The sequence below is a fragment of the Stenotrophomonas sp. TD3 genome, assembly GCF_001939825.1.
Taxonomy (GTDB): domain Bacteria; phylum Pseudomonadota; class Gammaproteobacteria; order Xanthomonadales; family Xanthomonadaceae; genus Stenotrophomonas.
The window spans coordinates 677906-697946 of record NZ_MOYM01000003.1; the positions used below are offsets into that span (position 1 = coordinate 677906).

Annotated in this window: 20 protein-coding genes; 12 read left to right on the plus strand and 8 right to left on the minus strand. The window is 65.7% G+C overall.

Translation table 11 applies throughout. The annotated features are described in order from the left end of the window. Positions 1-9: 9 nt before the first annotated feature. Genes BKE09_RS22655 through BKE09_RS22665 form a run of 3 tightly spaced genes read right to left on the minus strand, consistent with a single transcriptional unit; the run spans position 10 to position 3601 of the window. Positions 10-468, minus strand: coding sequence for a MaoC family dehydratase (locus tag BKE09_RS22655; protein WP_075678357.1), 459 nt, complete (start codon positions 466-468; stop codon positions 10-12). A 23-nt stretch (positions 469-491) separates the two neighbouring features. Continuing rightward, positions 492-1370: an alpha/beta hydrolase gene (locus tag BKE09_RS22660; protein WP_075678277.1), complete on the minus strand. Its 879-nt coding sequence runs from the start codon at positions 1368-1370 to the stop codon at positions 492-494. A 32-nt stretch (positions 1371-1402) separates the two neighbouring features. Then, positions 1403-3601 carry a TonB-dependent receptor gene (locus tag BKE09_RS22665; RefSeq protein WP_240502988.1) on the minus strand — a complete coding sequence of 733 codons (2199 nt, stop codon included), beginning with the start codon at positions 3599-3601 and terminating at the stop codon, positions 1403-1405. Positions 3602-3799: 198 nt separating this feature from the next. Here BKE09_RS22665 and BKE09_RS22670 point away from each other — a divergent pair, with 198 nt between their 5' ends. The 3 genes from BKE09_RS22670 (at position 3800) to BKE09_RS22680 (ending at position 6197) form a co-directional block, all read left to right on the plus strand. Beyond that, the gene (locus BKE09_RS22670) at positions 3800-4804 is read left to right on the plus strand and encodes a PHB depolymerase family esterase (protein WP_075678279.1); all 1005 of its coding nucleotides are present in this window, start codon (positions 3800-3802) and stop codon (positions 4802-4804) included. 85 nt (positions 4805-4889) lie between these two features. Continuing rightward, on the plus strand, positions 4890-5246 hold the full coding sequence (locus BKE09_RS22675) for an excalibur calcium-binding domain-containing protein (RefSeq protein WP_139319706.1): 357 nt from the start codon (positions 4890-4892) through the stop codon (positions 5244-5246). A gap of 135 nt (positions 5247-5381) precedes the next feature. Further along, positions 5382-6197 (plus strand): trypsin-like serine protease, encoded by an 816-nt coding sequence (locus BKE09_RS22680; RefSeq protein ID WP_075678280.1) that lies wholly within the window; start codon positions 5382-5384, stop codon positions 6195-6197. Between the two features lie 80 nt (positions 6198-6277). On the opposite strand, the gene BKE09_RS22685 is transcribed toward BKE09_RS22680, so the two are convergent. Beyond that, positions 6278-7090 (minus strand): hypothetical protein, encoded by an 813-nt coding sequence (locus BKE09_RS22685; RefSeq protein WP_075678281.1) that lies wholly within the window; start codon positions 7088-7090, stop codon positions 6278-6280. 57 nt (positions 7091-7147) lie between these two features. Between BKE09_RS22685 and BKE09_RS22690 the strand changes: the two genes are divergently transcribed. Next, entirely contained in the window at positions 7148-7783 is a 636-nt protein-coding gene (locus tag BKE09_RS22690) for a hypothetical protein (protein WP_075678282.1), read from the plus strand. Here BKE09_RS22690 and BKE09_RS22695 read toward each other — a convergent pair. Genes BKE09_RS22695 through msuE form a run of 3 tightly spaced genes read right to left on the minus strand, consistent with a single transcriptional unit; the run spans position 7740 to position 10434 of the window. Continuing rightward, positions 7740-8774: a methionine synthase gene (locus BKE09_RS22695; protein WP_075678283.1), complete on the minus strand. Its 1035-nt coding sequence runs from the start codon at positions 8772-8774 to the stop codon at positions 7740-7742. The genes BKE09_RS22690 and BKE09_RS22695 overlap by 44 nt on opposite strands. A 41-nt stretch (positions 8775-8815) precedes the next feature. Continuing rightward, the gene (locus BKE09_RS22700; protein WP_075678284.1) at positions 8816-9793 is read right to left on the minus strand and encodes a DUF1852 domain-containing protein; all 978 of its coding nucleotides are present in this window, start codon (positions 9791-9793) and stop codon (positions 8816-8818) included. 56 nt (positions 9794-9849) lie between these two features. Continuing rightward, positions 9850-10434, minus strand: coding sequence for an FMN reductase (gene msuE / locus BKE09_RS22705; RefSeq protein WP_075678285.1), 585 nt, complete (start codon positions 10432-10434; stop codon positions 9850-9852). 178 nt (positions 10435-10612) lie between these two features. On the opposite strand from msuE, the gene BKE09_RS22710 reads away from it, so the two are divergent. Further along, positions 10613-11527 carry a LysR family transcriptional regulator gene (locus tag BKE09_RS22710; protein WP_075678286.1) on the plus strand — a complete coding sequence of 305 codons (915 nt, stop codon included), beginning with the start codon at positions 10613-10615 and terminating at the stop codon, positions 11525-11527. After that, the gene (locus BKE09_RS22715) at positions 11527-12396 is read left to right on the plus strand and encodes a methylenetetrahydrofolate reductase (RefSeq protein ID WP_075678287.1); all 870 of its coding nucleotides are present in this window, start codon (positions 11527-11529) and stop codon (positions 12394-12396) included. The genes BKE09_RS22710 and BKE09_RS22715 overlap by 1 nt, the downstream gene beginning before the upstream one ends. Positions 12397-12426: 30 nt before the next feature. Here BKE09_RS22715 and BKE09_RS22720 read toward each other — a convergent pair whose 3' ends face one another. Then, a complete protein-coding gene (locus BKE09_RS22720) occupies positions 12427-12705 on the minus strand; it encodes a hypothetical protein (RefSeq protein WP_075678288.1) in 279 nt (92 codons plus the stop codon). Between the two features lie 206 nt (positions 12706-12911). Here BKE09_RS22720 and BKE09_RS22725 point away from each other — a divergent pair, with 206 nt between their 5' ends. The 6 genes from BKE09_RS22725 (at position 12912) to BKE09_RS22750 (ending at position 20023) form a co-directional block, all read left to right on the plus strand. Next, on the plus strand, positions 12912-13439 hold the full coding sequence (locus tag BKE09_RS22725) for a DUF6622 family protein (protein ID WP_075678289.1): 528 nt from the start codon (positions 12912-12914) through the stop codon (positions 13437-13439). 108 nt (positions 13440-13547) lie between these two features. Beyond that, positions 13548-13925, plus strand: coding sequence for a hypothetical protein (locus BKE09_RS22730; protein WP_075678290.1), 378 nt, complete (start codon positions 13548-13550; stop codon positions 13923-13925). A gap of 137 nt (positions 13926-14062) precedes the next feature. After that, a complete protein-coding gene (locus BKE09_RS23460) occupies positions 14063-14392 on the plus strand; it encodes a hypothetical protein (protein WP_139319707.1) in 330 nt (109 codons plus the stop codon). 140 nt (positions 14393-14532) lie between these two features. Next, the gene (locus BKE09_RS22740) at positions 14533-17181 is read left to right on the plus strand and encodes an excinuclease ABC subunit UvrA (RefSeq protein WP_075678292.1); all 2649 of its coding nucleotides are present in this window, start codon (positions 14533-14535) and stop codon (positions 17179-17181) included. A gap of 287 nt (positions 17182-17468) precedes the next feature. Continuing rightward, positions 17469-18509: an alpha/beta hydrolase gene (locus BKE09_RS22745; protein ID WP_075678293.1), complete on the plus strand. Its 1041-nt coding sequence runs from the start codon at positions 17469-17471 to the stop codon at positions 18507-18509. Between the two features lie 32 nt (positions 18510-18541). Further along, on the plus strand, positions 18542-20023 hold the full coding sequence (locus tag BKE09_RS22750; RefSeq protein ID WP_075678294.1) for a porin: 1482 nt from the start codon (positions 18542-18544) through the stop codon (positions 20021-20023). The last annotated feature ends 18 nt before the right edge of the window (positions 20024-20041 follow it).

A 20041-nucleotide genomic window follows, 5' to 3' on the forward strand; every position in this document is an offset into this window, starting at 1 on the left:
AGGGCAGCGCTAGGCGGATACCACGATCAGTGACAACTGCTCGGCAACCACTGCAACCTCGCCATCGTCAGCGAGCTCCACGGTCTTGCGCTGGGTCAGCAGCCACTGCCCCGGCTGGCGCGGCTGCAGGGAGACCAGCTGCGAACGCACCCGCACGTCCGAGCCGCTGGGTACCGGCGCAAGGAAGCGCACCTTGTTCAGTCCGTAATTGAGCACATGCGCGATACCCGGGAAACCGGCCAACGCGGCCACATCCTCTTCCACCGTCAATGACAACAGCAGGAAGCCATGGGCGATGGTCCGGCCACCCGGCAGCTGCGCCCGCGCGCGCACCGGGTCGACGTGGATCCAGTTGTGGTCGCCGGTGGCGTCGGCGAAGGCAGTGATCCGCGCTTGCGAGACCTGCGTGATGCCGCCCAGCCGCTCGCCGGCCGCCCATTGCTGGAGAGGGCGCAGGGCGGCCGGCATTGCCTCGGTGGATGTGGCGGTGCTCACCGCACGTCGTCCAGCAGGGCCAGGATGGCATCGCGTGCCTCCGGCTCGTTCAACATCGGCGCATGGCCCACGTCCGGCACTTCAACCAGGCGTGCGCGGGGCGATGTCGCGGCCATCTGCCGGGCAACATCGGCTGGCAGGATGTCGGACAGGGCGCCACGCACCACCAGCACCGGCACGCGTGCGGTCAACCCGCGAACCGCACGCCACAGCACGGGGCGCAACAGCCACAGCACCCACGGTCGGGTGGTGCGGATCACCGCCGGGTCGTAGTCCAGTTCCAGCATGCCGTCTTCGCGCTGGCGGAACGTGCGCAGGGCCATGGCCCGCCAGTCCTCCACGGTGTAGCGCGGGAATGCCGCCTTGCCGATGGTGCCCATGTAGGCCGCGGCCTGCTGCAGATCCATCGGCGGCACGGGCTTGCCGGCGTACTTGCCGATCCGTGCCAGCGCCTCGCGCGGCACCTTGGGGCCGGCATCGTTCAGTACCGCCGCGGCAATCGTCTGCGGGGCACGCGAGGCCAGGGTGATGGTGACCAGCACACCCAGCGACGTGCCGATGAATACCGCCGAGTCGATGCGCTGCGAGCGCAGCAGCGCCACCATGTCATCCGCATAGGCGCGTGGGTTGTAGCTGGATGGATCCTGCGCGCGTTCCGAGCCGGCACGGCCGCGCAGGTCGACGGCGATCACGCGCCAGCCCGCGCCGGTGAGCACGTCGGCCAGCGCATCGAAATCAGCGCCATTGCGGGTCAGGCCGGGAATGCATACCACGGTGCCGCGTGGCAGCTGTCCTGCCCCCGGCGCATGGTCGCGCGCGTGCAGGCGCAGACCATCATTGCTGTTCCAGTACAGATCTTGGTAAGGCTGCGTCATGCAGGGGCTTCCTGGGAATCGTAACGGACGCGCTAGAAATCGTAACGGACGCTGAGACTATATTGGCGCGGCGGTCCATAGAAGCCAATCAGCGTGCCGACCGCCGGGATGTTGTAACCGGTGGTGCGGTATTCCTTGTCGGCCAGGTTGGTGCCCTGCAGTGAGAATGTCCAGGCATCATCCAGCCGCCAGATCACACCAGCATTGACCAGCCCATAGCCCTCCTGGCGGATCACCGGGCTCAGGTCGGTGGTCGGCCACACCTCGCTCTGGTAGCTGTAACTCACCCGCGCCGACAGGTTGCTGCCGTTGGCCAGGTCGGTGCGGTATTCCACGTTCAGCGCCCCCGAGAATTCCGGCGCATTGGTGAACTTCATCTGCCGGGCCACGTTGATGCCGCGGTCCATGTACTCGTCGTACTTCGTGTCCAGCCAGGCCAGATTGCCGGAAATCAACCAGTGCCGGCTGGGCAGGTACTGGTATTCGACCTCGAGGCCCTTGACGGCGCCGGCGCCGGCATTGGTGAAATCACCGAAGAAGGAATCATCGATGCCGTCGCCATTGGTATCCAGGCCGGTGAACACCGACAGCTGGATATCCTTGTACTTGTTGTAGAAGGCCGAAACGTTCAGGAACAGCCGCTGGTCGAGGAAGGCCATCTTGCTGCCGACCTCGTAGCTGTCCACGGTCTCGTCATCGAACGGTTCGGCCGAGCGCGGCACGGCCACCGCGTTGGCGCGGATGTTGTAGCCGCCGGACTTGAAGCCACGCGTGGCCAGCCCGTAGACCATGATGTCCGGGGTGATCTGGTAGTCCAGCGAGACCTTGGGCGAGACGTTCTTGAAGTTGGTCTTCTTGTCGAAGTCCGCGGTCACCGCCACCGGCCGGCTGAAACCCGGGTCGGCGTAGAGGCGGTTCAGCACGATCGCGCGCTTGTCCTCGTCGGTGTAGCGGGCGCCCACATCCAGCTTGAGCCCGCTGGTCAGGTCGAAGGTCCAGTCCGCATACAGTGCGATGCTGTCGGTCAGCACCTTGCCCTGGTTGTCGGCGAACTGCGCGCTGAAGTAGTTGTTCTGGATCTGCCCACCGGCCTCGCCACTGAACTGGTACAGGCCCACCACGCCACGCGCCCGGCCACCGGCATCGTAGTTCAGCTGCACCTCGTTGCTGACCTGGTTGTCGTTGTAGGTGCCGCTCACGTCGGCCAGCTTGACCGGCGTGGTGTCGAAGTCGATGTTGGCTTCACTGTCCGACTCGCGCTTGGCCACCACGTACTTCACCGCGATGTCGTCGTTCGGCCGCCAGTTCACCGTGGCCGACGCGCCCTTGGTTTCCACGTTGTTGAGGTTGCGCATGCCCGAGCGGATGTCATAACGGCTGTCCATCGGCGGGTAGGCGCGCAGGAACGGATTGGGCGCCAGCATCTTCGAACCGCGCATGCCCGACTGGTCATCGATCCAGTCCAGCGCGAACTGCACATCGAAGTCGTCGCCCGCATACGCGCCGAGATTCAGGCGTGCCGCGTTGATCTGCTTGTCGCTGACCGGCTGGCCATCGAAGGTGTTTTCGCCAAAGCCGTCGTGGTTCATGCTGGCCACCGCCACGCGCGCGCGCAGGCCGCTGTCGGCGCCGCCGATCGGGCCGCCGATCGCCGCCTTGGCGTCCAGCTGGCTGTAGTTGCCCACGGTGATCTGGGCGAAACCCTCGGTCTGGGTGGGCAGGCCGCGCGAGATGTACTTGATCGCACCGCCAATGGTGTTCTTGCCGTACAGCGTTCCCTGCGGGCCGCGCAGCACCTCGATGCGCGATACATCGAACACATCCAGAAGTGCGCCCTGCGGGCGTGCGATGTAGACGTCATCCAGGTAGATGCCCACCCCCGGGTCCGCACCCCAGGTCGGGTCGGACTGGCCGATGCCGCGGATGTAGGCGGTGACCGTGCTGCTGGCGCCGCGCGCCGCGTAGATGGTCAGGTTCGGCACCTGCCCGTCCAGGTCGCTGATGTCCTGGACATTCATCCTGTCCAGCGCCTCGGAGGTGAACGCGGTGACCGCCACCGGCACTTCCTGCAGGGTCTCCTCGCGCTTGCGTGCGGTGACCTTGATGCTGTCCAGGTTGGTGGGTGATGCATTCCTGCCCACGGTCGCCGCCCCCTGCGGCGCGTCCTGTGCCAGTACCGGGCCAGACGCCAGCAGCGCGCCGATCATCAGGCTCAGACAATTCCGTTTCATTCGATCCTCCCCAGGGCATGTCCATTGCAGATGGCCCGATGCCACCCCTGCAGCCAAGGCTAGCGGTGTCATCGGGCAGCGGCGAGTGGACCTAGGTCCAGTCGGCAGCCACCGCCGGATGCGGATACTGGGCTCGCCCCCAGCCGGACGCGTTCCCCGGTACTCCTTCATCCACGACTCACCCATGAGGATCTGGTCATGAAATCCGGAATCGATTCGATCAAGGCAATGGTGCTGGTGCTGTGCACCTGGCTGGCAGCGGCGGGCAGCGCGCTCGCCGCAGGCCCGGCAGGGCATTGGGACATCGGCCTGTACGGCAATCTGTTTGGTGCCCGCGAGTACCAGGTCTGGGTGCCAGCCGGCTACGACGCGGCCCAGCCACTGCCGCTGCTGCTGGTGCTGCACGGCTGTGTGACCGGCCCGAACCTGATGGGCGAGGCCTCCGGCTTCAATGATGTGGCCGATACCGAGGGCTTCATCGTGGTGTATCCGCGCCAGAACGTCACCTCCAACCCCGCACGTTGCTGGAACTGGCAGCTGCCGATCAACCAGACGCGTGACAGTGGCGAGCCATCACTTCTGGCAGGCATCGTGGACAAGGTAAAAGCCGGCTACAGCGTCGATCCGCACCGGGTCTATGTAACCGGCATTTCTGCTGGCGGTGCGATGACCTCGATCATGCTGGCCTGCTACTCGGATGTGTTCGCCGCCGGCGCCATCCATTCCGGTGGCATGTACAAGGGCGCGACCACGATTTCCGGCAGCGCCTATGCACTGTTGGCCGGCAGCATCTACTCACCGGACAGCAATGGACGGCTGGCGTGGCAGTGCTCGGGCTCGCCATCACCGCGACCGCTGCCGGTGCTGGTGTTCCATGGCAGTGCCGACCTCACCGTCAACCCGGTGAACGGTGAGCAGGCGGTGCGCCAGTTCCTGCAGACCAATGATCTGGCCGATGACGGCCTGGACAACGACTCGGTGAAGTACGTGCCGACCAGCACCTACCACGGGCAGGTGCCGGGCGGGCGCGCCTACACGGTCAATACCTACGCCTATGGCGGCAGGACACTGGTGCAGCACTATGTGGTGCAGGGGATGGGGCATGCGTGGAGTGGCAGCCAGTCGGGCCTGCCGTTCACCGATCCGAAGGGCCCCGATGCCACGCTGATCACCTGGTTGTTCCTGAAGGACTACCAGCGCTGAGTGGCAGCCACTACAGCGTCAATCCTGGCGGTCGAGACACCATGCTAGCCTTCCCCCTGGCAGGATTGCCTGACAGGGGGAAGGCATGGACACCCGACGCCGCGTTTCCAGCGTATCGGCTGCATTCGGCATGCTCGCACTGGCCCTGTCCGCCAATGCGCTCGCGCATCCGGGCGGGCTCGACAAGCAGGGTTGCCACACCAACCGGAAAACGGGTGACTATCACTGCCATCGAGGCGCCCCAGCCGCACCTCGCTACGTCGACACCCCGCGCAGCAGTTTCGCCCCCGCTCCCGCGCGCAGTTCCCGGGCATTTGCCAACTGCGCGGAGGCCCGCGCCGCCGGGGCTGCGCCGGTACGGCGTGGTGATCCGGGGTATGGCCCGCACCTCGATCGTGACAATGACGGCGTGGGCTGCGAACCCTATCGGGGCCGCAGGTAGAGCATGGCCCGGCCGGCTTCAACTCCCGTTCCCCCGCGTTCGTCGGTCATCGCCGGGGATTGGTCGCACGATCTCCCCGTATGGCAGGGCCATGCCCTAGGCTGTTGTGACTGAACTGCAGGGCCGAAGGCTTCCATGAACCGCTGGCTTTTCCTCGCACTTGCTGCGCTCCCGTTCGCCGCCGGCGCCGTGGTCATCCGCGATGATGTCGACGATGCCAGGTATCAGATCGATGCATCCGTCTTCCCGGCACTGGCGGACATGCCGGGCGAGGGGCACGGCGTCCTGATCGCGCCGCGCTGGGTGCTGACCGCAGCACATGCCGCACCGATGGAGGGCATGGGCGCCACCATCACCATCCATGGGAAGGGCTACGGCGTCGAGCGTGTTTTCCTGCACCCCGGCTACCGGAGGATGCCCGAGGCGCTGGGCAAGGAAGCGATGGCAACGGGGAGTGCGTCGAAAATCCACGCGTTTCTGGCGGCGTCGGATGACATTGCGCTGATCAGACTTGCCACACCGGTGAGCGCCGTGCAGCCGGTGGCGCTCTACCGTGGCAGCGCCGAGGTCACCCAGATCGCCGCCTTGATCGGCAAGGGCGCCACCGGCAACGGTGCGACTGGACTGGTGCCGGGCGGGCCGCATCGTACGACGCTGCGGCGGGCCTACAACGCGATTACCGGTGGCAACACGCGCTATCTCTGGTACCGGTTCGATCCGCCGCCGCAGGGCCTGCCCCTTGAAGGCGTGCTCGGCAACGGCGACAGCGGCGGCCCGCTGGTGATCGAGAAAGATGGGGCCTGGCAGCTGGTGGGCCTCGGCTCCTGGATCACCGCCGTTCCCGAGCATGCGCTGGAAGCGGGCTTCTATGGGCAGGTGGTCTACAACGTGCGCGTGTCCCGCTACCTCGATTGGATCGAAAGCGTGGCCGGCCGTGACGCGTCACACTAATAGCCGGTTTCGCAGCGGGTCGCGTAGCGGTAGCGCCGGTCGCTGGCCGGCAACGCGCCGCCCGGTACACTGCTGTCCCACTAAAGACCGATGACCTTCACCGACTCGCCGAGCAGCGGCCTTGCAAGCACGCTGTAGCCATCACGATCGAACCCGGCCGCCGGGGTATCCAGGCGGCGCGCAGCGGCGATCGTCGGCGCCGAGCCCAGGTACGTCCAGTTGCGCACCACATGGATCTGCTTGAGGTCCTCCGAGCGCTCCACGATGCCGATCGCCCCCGGGTAGGGCCATGCGCGCTGGTGATAGCAGGCCAGGCCGGCCTGCAGGCGCTCATCATGCGCTGACGTCGATTCCATTCCGTTGCAGACCCCCGAGCAGCGCTTGAGCAGATGGCGGAAGCAGGGTGCCCCGGCACGTACTGATTCGACACCCAGCCGCCCGTAGCAGAGCCGGTGCTCATCAGCCAGTCGCTGCAGTGCGGCGATGGCAGCGTGGCGACTGGGGAAGAGGCCGTAGGCCTGCAAAGGATCGGCCGCGTGGACGTCCTCGATACGAACGGCGTCGCCGCTCAGTACGATCGTGCACAACCGCTTGTTGCGGCGGAGCTTCTGGTTGAACAGCGGCTTGGCCTGCTTGATCAACCGCGCTTCCAGCAGCTGTGCCCCGATATCGCCCGCCGTGCGGATGCAGGAGAACGCGTCTGTCCTGTCGACAAGCCGTTGTTCGTCCGATGCCCGCAGGTGATCCATTACCCGGCGCCGGATGTCCACGCTTTTACCGATGTACAGCGCAGTGCCCGCCGCATCGTGGAAGGTATACACCCCCGGCAAGCGGGGCAATGACGCGGCCTTGGCCACGAGCGTGCTGCGAAAGGCGTTGGGCGCGGAAGACATGGGGCAACAGGGTAGCGCCTTGAAACAGAGTTCACCCGGCGGCTTCTTGAACGATTCATGGTCACCGGCCATAGCGTCGTTGCAATCTCATTCCCTGCGACGGCCGATCGTATGCTTCCGGCCATGCATTCCTCCTTTGATCTTCCCGCGTACATGACGGTCACCCGGCCCTCCGGCTGGGTGCAGAGCGGCGAGCGCTGGGACCTGTGGTGGAACGGGCGCTCGGTGGCCAACATCGTGCCGCATGCCGTGCTTGGCTTCCGGGTGTACCTGGACGCACGCAAGATGTCCCAGACCAAGGTGGTGGCCGCCACGAATGTGCGACAGGCCAGGCGCTACGCAGAACGCTGGTGTGCCGCGCGGCTCTGCCCACAGCTGCGGCTGCGCGAGGCAGTGGCGCGCCTGGTGGACGTAGCGTCGGAAGCGAGCGCTGCGCCGTCGCCGGCACTTTCGGCGGAGCAACGGCAGCAGGCCCGCCGCCTGGCCGAGGCCGGGGCGGGGGAGGTGGCACGGATCAAGCAGGCGCTGGCACCGCGACCGCCCGCGATGGAGGCCAGGCCGGAGCTGCAGGCGCGAGGTGGAACCTGGTCGATACCCGGCCAGGCGCCGTCAAGCCGCCATTCGAACGGCAATGCCTCCCCTGCCGGGGTTATGCCGAGAGTTCCTCGCGCACGATCCTCGCCCCTTCGCTGAGCGCGCGCAGCTTGCCCCTGGCCACGTCGCGCGCCAGCGGCGCCATGCCGCAGTTGGTGCTCGGGTAGAGCTTGTCGGCGTCCACGAACTGCAGCGCCTTGCGCAGGGTGCTGGCTACTTCATCGGCGGTCTCCACCGTGCTGGAGGCCACGTCGATGGCACCGACCATCACTTTCTTGCCGCGCACCAGCTCGATCAGGTCGATCGGCACGTGGGAGTTGTGGCATTCCAGCGAGATGATGTCGATGTTGGAGGCCTGCAGCTTCGGGAACGACTCCTCGTACTGGCGCCATTCCGACCCCAGCGTCTGCTTCCAGTCGGTGTTGGCCTTGATGCCGTAGCCGTAGCAGATGTGCACGGCGGTCTCGCACTTCAGTCCTTCGATCGCACGCTCCAGTGCGGCTACGCCCCAATCATTCACTTCGTCGAAGAATACGTTGAAGGCGGGCTCGTCGAACTGGATGATGTCCACGCCTGCAGCCTCCAGCTCCTTCGCTTCCTCGTTGAGGATCTTCGCGAATTCCCAGGCCAGCTTTTCGCGGCTCTTGTAGTGCGCGTCGTACAGCGTGTCGATCATCGTCATCGGGCCGGGCAGCGCCCACTTGATCGGCTGCGTGGTCTGGCGGCGCAGGAACTTCGCATCCTCGACGAACACCGGCCTGGGGCGGCTCACGGCGCCAACCACGGTCGGCACGCTGGCATCGTAGCGGTTGCGGATGCGCACGGTTTCGCGCTTCTCGAAGTCCACGCCGCTGAGATGCTCGATGAAGGTGGTGACGAAGTGCTGCCGGGTCTGCTCGCCGTCACTGACGATATCGATGCCGGCATGCTGCTGTTCCTGCAGGGACAGGCGCAGGGCGTCCTGCTTGCCCTCGATCAGGCCTTCGTCCTGCAGCTTCCAGGGTGACCAGAGCTTCTCGGGCTCTGCCAGCCAGGAGGGTTTGGGCAGGCTGCCTGCGGTGGAGGTGGGGAGCAGCGTCTTCGTCGGCATTGTGAGGTGTGTCCTGGGGGGGCGAATGGAAAATCGATGGATCAGCGGGCGGCCCACTGCTCAAGCACGGCGCGGTACGGCTTGATGAAGTGTTCTTCGGTGAACCGGCCCTGCTTGACCGCCAGCTGGCTGCGCTCTTCGCGGTCGTAGACGATGCGGGTGGAAGAGTAGTCCTGGTGCTTCAGGCTGGGCTGATAGACCTTGCCGGCCACGGAATTGGCGTTGTAGATCTCCGGACGGTAGATCTTCTGGAAGGCTTCCATCGTGCTGATGGTGCCGATCAGTTCCAGGTTCGAGTAATCGCCCAGCAGGTCGCCCTGGAAGTAGAACGCCAGCGGCGCGACGCTGCCCGGCGGCATGAAATAGCGCACCTGCAGGCCCATCTTGTCGAAGTACTGGTCGGTGGGGGAGAACTCACCCTGGCGGTACTCCACGCCCAGGATCGGGTGATGGTTTTCGGTGCGGTGGTAGGTCTTGCTGCTGGAAACGCTGATGCAGATCACCGGCCCCTTGCTGAAGTTGGCGCGGTAGGCGTCCGAGCGCAGGAAGTGCTGGAACAGCTTGCCGTGCAGGTCGCCAAAACCTTCCGGAATGCCGAAGGTGGCCTTGCCCTCGTTGCTGGCCGGCAGCACCACGCTGAAGTCGTAGTCGCGCACGTAGGACGAGAAGTTGTTGCCAACGATGCCCTCGGTGCGAACGCCGGTCTGCGTGTCGACGATGGTCGGCCGCAGCACCTCGATCAACGGGAACGGATCGCTGCCGTCGCCGCCATCGATGTGCATCTCCACCGAGATGATGTCCAGCTCGACCGCGTAGCGATCCGCGTTCGGGTTGTCCCAGTGCGCCAGGTCGTTGAAGCGGTTGTTGATCATGCTGATCGTGTTGCGCAGGTTTTCCTGCCGGGACGCGCCGCGGGCCAGGTTGGCGAAATTGGTGGTGATGCGCGTGCCTTCGGCCGGCTGGTAGTCCTCGTTGAAGGGGATGCGCGTGATGCTGAAGGTGAAGGTGTCGGTCGTCATGGCGGCGTTCCGGGTTGCGGGGTGACATCCAGATGCAGGTCGGCGGCATCTGGCATTCAAAGCGTTGCGGTGGCCTCGGCGGCAGCGAGAGGTGCGGCGCGATGGGACAGCGCCAGCAGGGGCAGTGCCCGCTGCACTGCCAGTCGCGCACGCTGGATCAGTGCTTCGTTGTGCACGCGTCCCTCGGCAAAATCGCGATCGGTGGCATAGACCCCCAGGGGCAGGGTGCGGGCCTGGAAGAAGCTGAAGAGCGGCCGCAGCTGGTGGTCGATCACCAGCGCGTGGCGCTCGCTGCCACCAGTGGCAGCGAGCAGGATCGGGGTATCGACCAGTGCATCCTGGTCGATGAAATCGAAAAAGTGCTTGAACAGGCCGGTGTAGGAGCCGCGGTAGACCGGCGTAGCCACCACCAGTACGTCGGCCTGTTCAACCGCAACCAGCTGCCGCTCCACCGCCTCGGGCAACTGCGAGCGCCACAGTGCACCGGCCAGCTGCGGTGCCAGCTCACCGAGTTCGATCAGCTGCTGCTCACTGTGGATGTCCTCGCCGATCAGGTCCAGCAGATGCTCGGCCAGGGTGGCGGCCCGGGAGGGGCGTTGCAGTCCACCGGAAACGGCGACGATACGGAGGGGGCGGGTCATCTGTTCGCTTTCAGCGGGGGAGGGGAGGCTCCTTCGGGCATCTGCGGGGGGCACAGTCCTGCGGGCCGGCTGGATCAGCAGGCTGTCAGGCAACCGAAGGCATGACCCGATGCTAGTCATGCCTTCCCATGACGTAAAATGGTATTACTTCACTAATCCATGAGTGAGATTCATCGTCATGCTGGAACGGATCCACCTCAGCATCGTGCAGCAGGTCGAGCAGCAGGGCTCGCTCACCGCTGCTGCCGGCGTGCTCAACCTGACCCAGTCTGCCCTCAGCCACAGCATGAAAAAGCTGGAGCAGCAGCTCGGCACCGATGTCTGGCTGCGCGAAGGCCGCAGCCTGCGGCTTACCCAGGCCGGGCAGTACCTGCTGGCGGTCGCCAACCGGGTGCTGCCGCAGCTGGACCTGGCCGAGGAGCGGCTGGGCCAGTTCGCGCAAGGCGAGCGTGGCGCGCTGCGCATCGGCATGGAGTGCCATCCGTGTTACCAGTGGCTGCTGAAGATCGTCTCGCCGTACCTGGCCGCGTGGCCGGATGTGGATGTGGACGTCAAGCAGAAGTTCCAGTTCGGCGGCATCGGCGCGCTGTTCGGCTACGAGATCGACCTGCTGGTCACCCCCGATCCGCTGCTGAAGCCGGGCCTGAAGTTCATTCCCGTGTTCGACTACGAGCAGGTGCTGGTGGTGGCCAGCAACCACGCCCTGGCCAAGGCGGATCACGTAAAGCCGCGCCAGCTCAGCCAGGAAGTGCTGATCAGCTACCCGGTGCCGTTCGAGCGCCTGGACATCTACAACCAGTTCCTGCTGCCGGCCGGCATCACGCCGCGACGCCACAAGGCCATTGAAACCACCGACATCATGATGCAGATGGTGGCCAGCGGCCGCGGCGTCGCCGCCATGCCGCGCTGGCTGGTGGAGGAGTACGCCGCGCGCATGGACGTGGTGCCCGTTCGCCTCGGCGCCAAAGGCATTCCCAAGCAGATCTACCTGGGCGCGCGCGAGGCCGATACCGGCATCGACTACCTGCAGGCCTTCATCGAACTGGCCCGCAACAGCTCGCCGCTGGCCGGCAATGTGCGCGGGGCGCGTTGATGCCAGCCGGTACCTCATCGCGGGCGGACGCCTTCATCAACGCCTTTTCACTGGAAGTCAGCACGAAGGCCATGCCGGCACTGCGCGCCGAGGCGGCCCGCATACCGCGTGGCACGGTCATCTCCATTCCCTGGCTGGCCAGCGAGGACGACGACGCACGCCTGGCTGCCGCGCGCACGGTGCGCGAGCTCGGCCTGGAGCCGATGCCGCATCTCTCTGTCCGCCGCATCGGCTCGCACGCAGCGCTTGAGCGCTTTCTGGAGCGCGCCACCAGCGAAGCCGGGGTCACCCGCTGCCTGCTGATCGCGGGTGACCTGGCTACACCCGCCGGGCCGTTCGCCGACAGCGCTTCGATCATCCAGACCGGTCTTCTGGAGCGCTTCGGGATCAAGGTCGTTGGTATTGGCGGGCACCCGGAAGGCCACCCGGTGATGAGCGCTGACGACCGCTGGCAGGTGCTTGGGCGTAAATGCCAGGCCATCGAAGCACGCGGCATGGCCCCCTTGGTCGTCACCCAGTTCGCCTTCGATGCCGATACCGTGCTGGCCTGGCTGGATGCACTGCGCGCGCGTGGCATCACGGTTCCGGTGCTGGTTGGTGTACCGGGCCCGGCCAGCATCACCCGGTTGCTGCGTTACGCCGCGATGTGCGGTGTGGGTGCCAGTGCATCGATGCTGGCCAGGTACGGCGTCTCGATCGGCCGACTGCTCGGCACGGCGGGGCCGGAAGTGTTCGTCGATCGGCTGTTGAAAGGGCTGACGGACGCCCATGGCCCGGTCAGCCCGCATTTCTTCCCGTTCGGCGGAATTGCGCCGTCGCTGGAGTGGATCGCGCAGTACCGGCAGCGCGTTTGCGACTCCGGCCGCTGATCCGTATCGATGGCTGTGCTGCCGGGACTGTCAGCCCGGCAGTTCGCACTTCATCTTGCCGTCCACGTAGTACGGCTTGGGTACGTTCGGGTTCGGGCTGGTCTTCTCGAAGACCACTTCGAACGAGGCGGCATCGGGCGAGCCCTTGCGTTCGGTACAGGCGTCCTGCAGCTTCTTCTTGACCGCGGTGATGCCGGCATCGCGATTGGCGCCCTCGGCGCTGTTGGTCAGGTTCACGGTCTCGGCCAAGGCCAAAGGGCTCAGCGCAAGCAGGCCGCCGGTCAGCATCAGGGTATGCAGCTTCGTCATGGTTGGTACCTGGCAGGTCTCCAATGAGGCCCCCAGCATAGGGCCGGGCCGTTAACGGTGTGTGCCCGGCGGGGTGAGGGGAGGGCGCGCACAACGGCCCGTAACCCGCGACACCTGACAGCTGTCACTGGCTGCAACCCGGGCGGAAGCGAATAGTGAGCGCCAAGGCGAGGGCACCTCGCCACCACTCACCAAGGGGACCGCTCATGAACATGCTCCAGCAACTCGCCGCGCAGACGCCGATCTGGGTCTGGCTGCTCCTGGCCTTCCTGATCACCCGCGGCATCGCCGCCATGAAGCCGGGGGAGACCTCGCTGCAGAAGCTGGCGATCGTGCCTGCCCTGTTCGCCGTATGGGGTGCTTGGTCGATCAGCCATCGCTTCGGCACGTCGCCGAGCGCCTGGGGTGAATGGCTGGCCGGCATCACTGCGGGTGCCGCGCTGGGCTGGCTGCTGCTGAATCGCCTGAAGCTGACGCTGGACAGCAGCACCGGCAAGCTCTGGCGCAACGCGGACTTCAGCCTGCTGCCGCTGCTGCTGGTCACCTTCCTGGTGAAGTACGGCTTCGAAGTCGCATTTGCGGTGTCGCCGTCGCTGTCCGCCAATGCCGGCTTCAGTGCCGCCTACCTGCTGCTGGCAGGCGGATTCACCGGCATCTTCGTCGGCAAGTACTGCCGGTACCTGGCCTCGCTGCGGATGGATGCGGCAGGCAAGGGACTGGAAACCGCAGGCTGATTGACCGGGTAGTGCCGGTCGCTGGCCGGCTTCCCCATCCAGGGTTGTGCGGGGCTGGTGCAGGCATCACGATGCCCGCCACTGGCCATCATCGGAAACGCTCACGTCATGAAGCCCACATTCTGGTTCTGGATCAACGTGGCCAGTCACTTCGGCATTGTCGCAGCCCTCGCTTGGCTGCCCGCACGGTGGACGGGGCAACTTGTGGAGGCCCTGGCCGGGACTCAGCCGGCTATCGGCGAAACCCAGCATCTGGCCCTCATTGGCTCCCTGTTCGGCTTCTGCGTGACCGCACTGATCCTGATGGGGGCACTGACTGTCACCGGCGAACTCCTGGGTTTCTCCAGGCCCTATGCGCGGCGGCCGGAGTCCCAGAACGAAGCGCAGGTCGTCCACCGGAAGGTGCTGTTGACTGCCTTCGCCACGCTCTCGTGGGTGGCTGTGGGATCGCTCGCAGGTATTGCGTCGATCTTCGCGGCTTCGTGACGAAAGTGAAGATTCTGATCTCTTTCCTAACATCCCTGGGCCTGGTGGTTGCGGCAGGAATCGTTTGGATAACGTATCCAACCTCTCTCGAATCTGAGCTCAGAACATTCCGCTCACTTCCACCAGAAACATTCAAGATGCTTCGCGACGATGCGATCGCCTTCGCTCGGGCGAACGCATCGAAAGGCATTACCATCGAAGCAGGCCCCCCGCAATCGAGCGTGTTCGAACTTCGGTGCAGAAAGGTTCCATTACTCCTGGTCGAGAACGGGCATGACCTGCTCACCCTCGATATCTTTGGATACGCAGACCGACGTGCGCCAGGCATTGTCACGCTTCAAGATCAGATGGCATCGAGGTTGATCCCGGAAGGCCGGCCCGGCAAGCCCGGCCCGATTTCTGGAGAACCCTCGGGACTGGAGGCGCTCATCATGAAGCATCGAGACGGCATCGACGTCGTGCAGTAGTGCCATTGAATCCAGGGCGGCGGATTGAAGAGCGCAAAACGCATCGATCTCCTGTACCGCCACATTCACCCTGCAGCGGCGAGAATAGGCCACCGGGTGCGCCCTGACGCGCGCCGCTCATTGCCCGCAGGATCGCGAAGATGTCCAACCCCCCCTTTGGTGAATCGTCATGTGCAGCCGCAGCCAGCGGCTGTATTGAGGTCCGCGGCGCGCGCGAGCACAACCTCAAGGATGTCGACGTCGCCATTCCGCGCAATGCGCTGGTGGTGTTCTCCGGCGTATCGGGTTCCGGCAAGTCATCGCTGGCTTTCGGTACCGTCTTCGCCGAGGCGCAGCGGCGCTACTTCGAATCCGTCGCACCCTATGCACGCCGCCTGATCGACCAGGCGGGCGTGCCCGACGTCGATGCCATCGACGGGCTGCCACCAGCAGTAGCCCTGCAGCAGCAACGCGGCGCAAGCAATGCGCGATCATCGGTGGGCAGCGTGACCACGCTGTCCAGCCTGGTGCGCATGATGTACTCGCGCGCAGGTGCCTACCCGGCCAACCAGCCCATGCTGTATGCCGAGGACTTTTCACCCAACACCCCGCAGGGCGCCTGCAGCACCTGCCACGGCCTGGGGCATGTCTACGAGGTGACCGAAGCACTGATGGTTCCGGACCCGTCGCTGAGCATCCGCGAGCGCGCCATCGCCTCCTGGCCGCCGGCATGGCATGGCCAGAACCTGCGCGACATCCTGGTCACCCTGGGCTACGACATCGACGTGCCATGGAAGAAGCTGTCGAAGAAGGACCGGGACTGGATCCTGTTCACCGAGGAAGCCCCCAGCGTGCCGGTCTATGCCGGCTTCACGCCCGCCGAAACCCGTGCCGCGCTCAAGCGGAAGCAGGAGCCCAGCTACATGGGCACGTATACCGGCGCACGCCGCTACGTACTGCACACCTTTGCCAATACCCAGAGCGCGCTGATGCGCAAGCGCGTATCCCGCTACATGGAAGGCAGGCTATGCCCGGCCTGCCACGGAAAGCGCCTGAAGCCGGAGGCACTCTCAGTCACCTTTGCCGGCGTGGATATCGGCGAGTTCATGCGGCTGCCGCTGGACCAGCTGGCGGAGCTCCTGGAGCCCATCGCGCAAGGCGACTTCGGCGCACACAGCAAGGGCGCACGTACCAGCAGGAATGCAACACCCCGCGATCGCGCGCGGCGAGCCGCGAGTGGCCGCGCGACCCACGAAGGCGCCCCCGACGTACGCCTGACCTCGGCCCTGTCGGAAGAAAAACGCCTGGCGGCACAGCGGCTGGCCGGCGGGGTCATGGCGCGGGTACGACAGCTGCGTGGGCTGGGGCTGGGCTACCTCTCGCTGGATCGCGCCACGCCCACACTGTCGGCCGGCGAACTGCAGCGCCTGCGCCTGGCCACCCAGCTCAGCTCGTTGCTGTTCGGCGTGCTGTACGTGCTCGACGAGCCCTCGGCCGGCCTGCATCCGGCCGACAGCCAATCGCTGTACGACGCACTGGAGCGGCTTCGCGACGGCGGCAACTCGGTATTCGTTGTTGAACACGATCTGGAGCTGATGCGCCGCGCGCAGTGGCTGGTGGATGTGGGACCGCAGGCGGGCGAGCACGGCGGGCGCGTGCTCTACAGTGGCGAGCCCGACGGCCTGCGCAAGGTTCAGGATTCGCGCACGGCGCGGTATCTGTTCGACCAGGTGCCTGCGCCTGCCAACCGACAGCGCATTGCCACCAGCTGGCTGGAACTGAAGGGCATCCATCGCCACAACCTGCAGGGCGTGGACGCGCAGGTGCCGCTGGGGCTGCTGACCGCAGTGACCGGCATTTCCGGGTCGGGCAAGTCCAGCCTGATGGCGCAGGCACTGCCTGAGCTGATGCTGCTGCACCTGGGGCACGAGACCGTAGACGACAGCGCCGACAGCGCGCCCACAGACGGACCGACCGTGATCGAAGCCACGCGCGGCCAGCTGGCCGGCGACGTGGACGCCATTCAACGCGTGGTGCAGGTGGACCAGAAGCCCATCGGCCGCACGCCCCGCTCCAATCTGGCGACTTACACCGGCCTGTTCGACCACGTGCGCAAGCTGTTCGCCGCAACGCCCGACGCGCGCCGCCGCCGTTTCGATGCGGGCCGCTTCTCGTTCAACGTGGCCAAGGGTCGGTGCGAGACCTGCGAAGGCGAGGGCTTCGTCAGTGTCGAACTGCTGTTCATGCCCAGCGTCTATGCGCCATGCCCCACCTGCCATGGGGCGCGCTACAACGAGGCCACGCTGAAAGTGTTGTGGAACGGACGCAACATCGCCGAGGTCCTGCAGATGACGGTCGACCAGGCGCAGGCGTTCTTCGCCGAGGAAGAGGCCATTGCCCGCCCGTTGCAGTTGCTGCAGGAGATCGGCCTGGGCTACCTGCGGTTGGGCCAGCCGGCCACGGAGCTTTCAGGCGGCGAAGCGCAACGCATCAAGCTGGCGACCGAGCTGCAGCGCAGCCAGCGCGGGCGCACGCTGTACGTGCTGGATGAACCCACCACCGGCCTGCATGCATCGGACGCGGACCGGCTGCTGGTGCAGCTGCAGCGGTTGGTGGACGCAGGAAACACCGTGGTGATGATCGAGCATGACATGCGCTCTGTCGCACAGGCAGACTGGGTGATTGATGTCGGCCCGGGTGCGGGCGGGGCAGGTGGCACCCTTGTGGCGAAGGGCACGCCGCAGCAGGTGGCCCGCGCCAAGGGAAGCAGGACGGCGCCGTTTCTTGCGCGCGAGCTGGCTTCTCTGTAGAGCCGAGCCATGCTCGACTGACCCTCGAACCTGTCGCTTGCCATGTACAGCAGCGCCGCCATCAGCAGCAGATATCCAGGTGCCAGAACGGGAAGATGCGAGAAAACAAGGAAGCCTGACGAAACCGTGCAATGGCGAATCCTCTGGTGACGCTCCAGCCAAAGGCGTCCACTTTGATGCTGCAGCGCACACAGAAAAGCACGGCCCAGCTAGTCCCATCCGGCTATAGGTCGCCAGCGCAACTCGACGCACACTTCGCCCCGTAAAGGCCGACGGGAGGGCGTGATATGAGTCTGCATGTGGGGAAACTGCGCGGGCTGGCAGTGCTTCTGTTCCTGCTGAATCCCTTGCTCGCGGGCGCGGTGCCGGCAGCGCCGCCTATACCGGCACCCGAGGTGGTTCCGCTGTGGCCGCAGGGCCACTGGCAGCAACGTGTACGCGGCCCGGAACGGCTCGGTATCGAAGGCAGCGCAAAGGGCGCGGTCTCGGGAGTCAGTAACGCGCGCATGGAGATCTACCGACCGCTGAAGCCCAATGGGACAGCCGTGGTGATCTTCGGCGGTGGCGGTTACTTCCGCATCCAGATCGGCAGCGCTGCCAAGCCGACGGCACAGTGGCTGCAATCGCTGGGTGTCACGGCCGTCGTGGTCTACTACCGGCTGCCTGCCGATGGGTGGGCGCCGGTCTCACCCTTCCAGGATGGTCAGCGCGCCATGCGGCTGCTGCGCGCGCAGGCGGCAAGCCTGGGGGTCGATCCGGAACGCATCGGCGCATTGGGCTTTTCCGCTGGCGGCAATCTTGCCGGCATCGTTGCCACGCGCTTCGATGCCCCGTTGTATCCGCCGGTGGATGCAGCCGACCAGCTGTCAGCGCGCCCGAACTTCCTTGGCATGATCTATCCGGTCGTCTCAATGCGTGCGCCGCTGGACCACACCCGGTCGAAGCGGGAACTGGAGAGCCAGGACGACGCACAGCAGGCCTATTCGGTCGAACAACACGTCCGCAAGGACATGCCGCCGGTATTCCTGGCCCAGGCCGTGGATGATCGCACGGTGGATGTCGGCCACAGCGTGGCCATGTACCAGGCCACGCATGCGGCGGGCATTCCGGTGGAGCTGCATCTGTTCGAAGCCGGAGGTCACAGCTGGGGGTTGGGCAAGCCCGGAACACTGGTTGCGCAGTGGCCGCGGCTTTTTGCCAACTGGGCACGCAGCCACGGCTACCTCGGTCCGCCGCCTGCGCGGCTCCCGCCGCACGGTGCCAGCGCGATACCCGCCGCTGCAGCTCAGCCACCGCGCTCGCTGGACGATGACGGCGCGGGCGACTGAGCCGCGCACTGTATTCCATTCGGGAGAACTGCATGAATTCACTGAAGCGTGCCGCAATTGGCGCGGCTGCCGGCGGCTGCCTGTTGCTGGCTTCACCCTCCGTGCTGGCTGCGGCCGGCGATACCGAAGCCGGATTGCGTGCGCAGGTGCAGCAGCAGGCCAAGCAGTTGCGTGAGCAGGCATCCCTGCTGGAGCAGCTGAGCGCACGCCTGGCTGCGCTGGAGAGTGGATCGCAAAGTACGGGCGGGGCACCCGGCAGCGATGCGAACGTCGACGCGCAGGTGGCTGCGGCCATCGCTGACACCCGGCAGGATGACATGGCCATTCTGCAGGCGCAGGTGGCACAGCTCGCCGCAACCGGTGGAGGCGGTGATGGCAATGTGCGCTGGCGCAAGGGAGGCCCTGAGTTCCGCAGCAGTGATGGCCAGTTCACCTTCCACCCCCGCGGCCGGGTGATGGTCGATTTCAGCAGTACCCATGGTTCCGGATTCGACGCACGCAATATCACCGGCACCGACCTGGCCAGCGGCCGCCTCGGTGCCGAAGGCCGGATGGGACCGCTGGGTTACAAGATCGATGCGGACTTTGCAGGTAACGATGTCTCGCTGAAGGACACCTATCTGTCCTGGGAAACGCGGCTGGGTGGCCTGCCAACGGAAATCTACGTGGGCAACAAGCTCAAGGACCGTGGCCTCGATGGTGGAACCAGCGGCGTCAATACGCCCTTCATGCAGCGCAATGCGGTGGCATCGGTCGGTGCCCAGCAGAGCGGATACTACGGGCTGGGCGTCACCACCAAGGTGATCGGTGATGGCTGGCACGCCAGTCTGGCGGTGACCGGCGACGATATCGGCAATGACAGCACGGCCAGCGACACCCTCGCGTATCTATTTCGCGCGCACTGGAACCCGCTGCGTGGCCAGGCAGGCTTCGTGCATCTGGGAGGCTGGTACTGGTACGAGGATCTCGGCCAGGACGTGGGCAGCATCAACAAGACTTCTCCGATCGCGTTGGGCTGGAACGGCAACGTGCGCGTGTCGGCCAGCTCCATCGCCAACGTCACCGACAACCGCGCCTGGGGGCTGGAGCTGGGCGGAGTGTACGGCCCGATGTGGGCCTTCGCCGAGCACACCACCCGCACCATCGAGTCACGCACGGTCGACTCGGTCGACCAGCGGGCGACATCGGTCTACGCAGGCTGGCTGATCACCGGTGAGCGCCCCGGATTCAGCAGCCGCTCCGGGGTATGGGGCACCACGCGGGTATTGCGTCCGGTGCAGGAAGGAGGAATCGGCGCTTTCGAGCTGGCTGCGCGCTATGACCGCTACGACTTTCTGGATGCGACCCGGGGCGGCGAGGGCACGGCATGGACGCTCGGAGTGAACTGGTACCTCAACAACTGGTCGCGCCTGATGCTGAACTATGTTCACTGGAAGACCGACAACAAGGTTGGTAGCGCCCAGGGGCCTGATTCCGGCAATACCGTGGGCGTGCGAGCGCAGGTTTCGTTCTGAGCAAAGCCGGCGATGGCG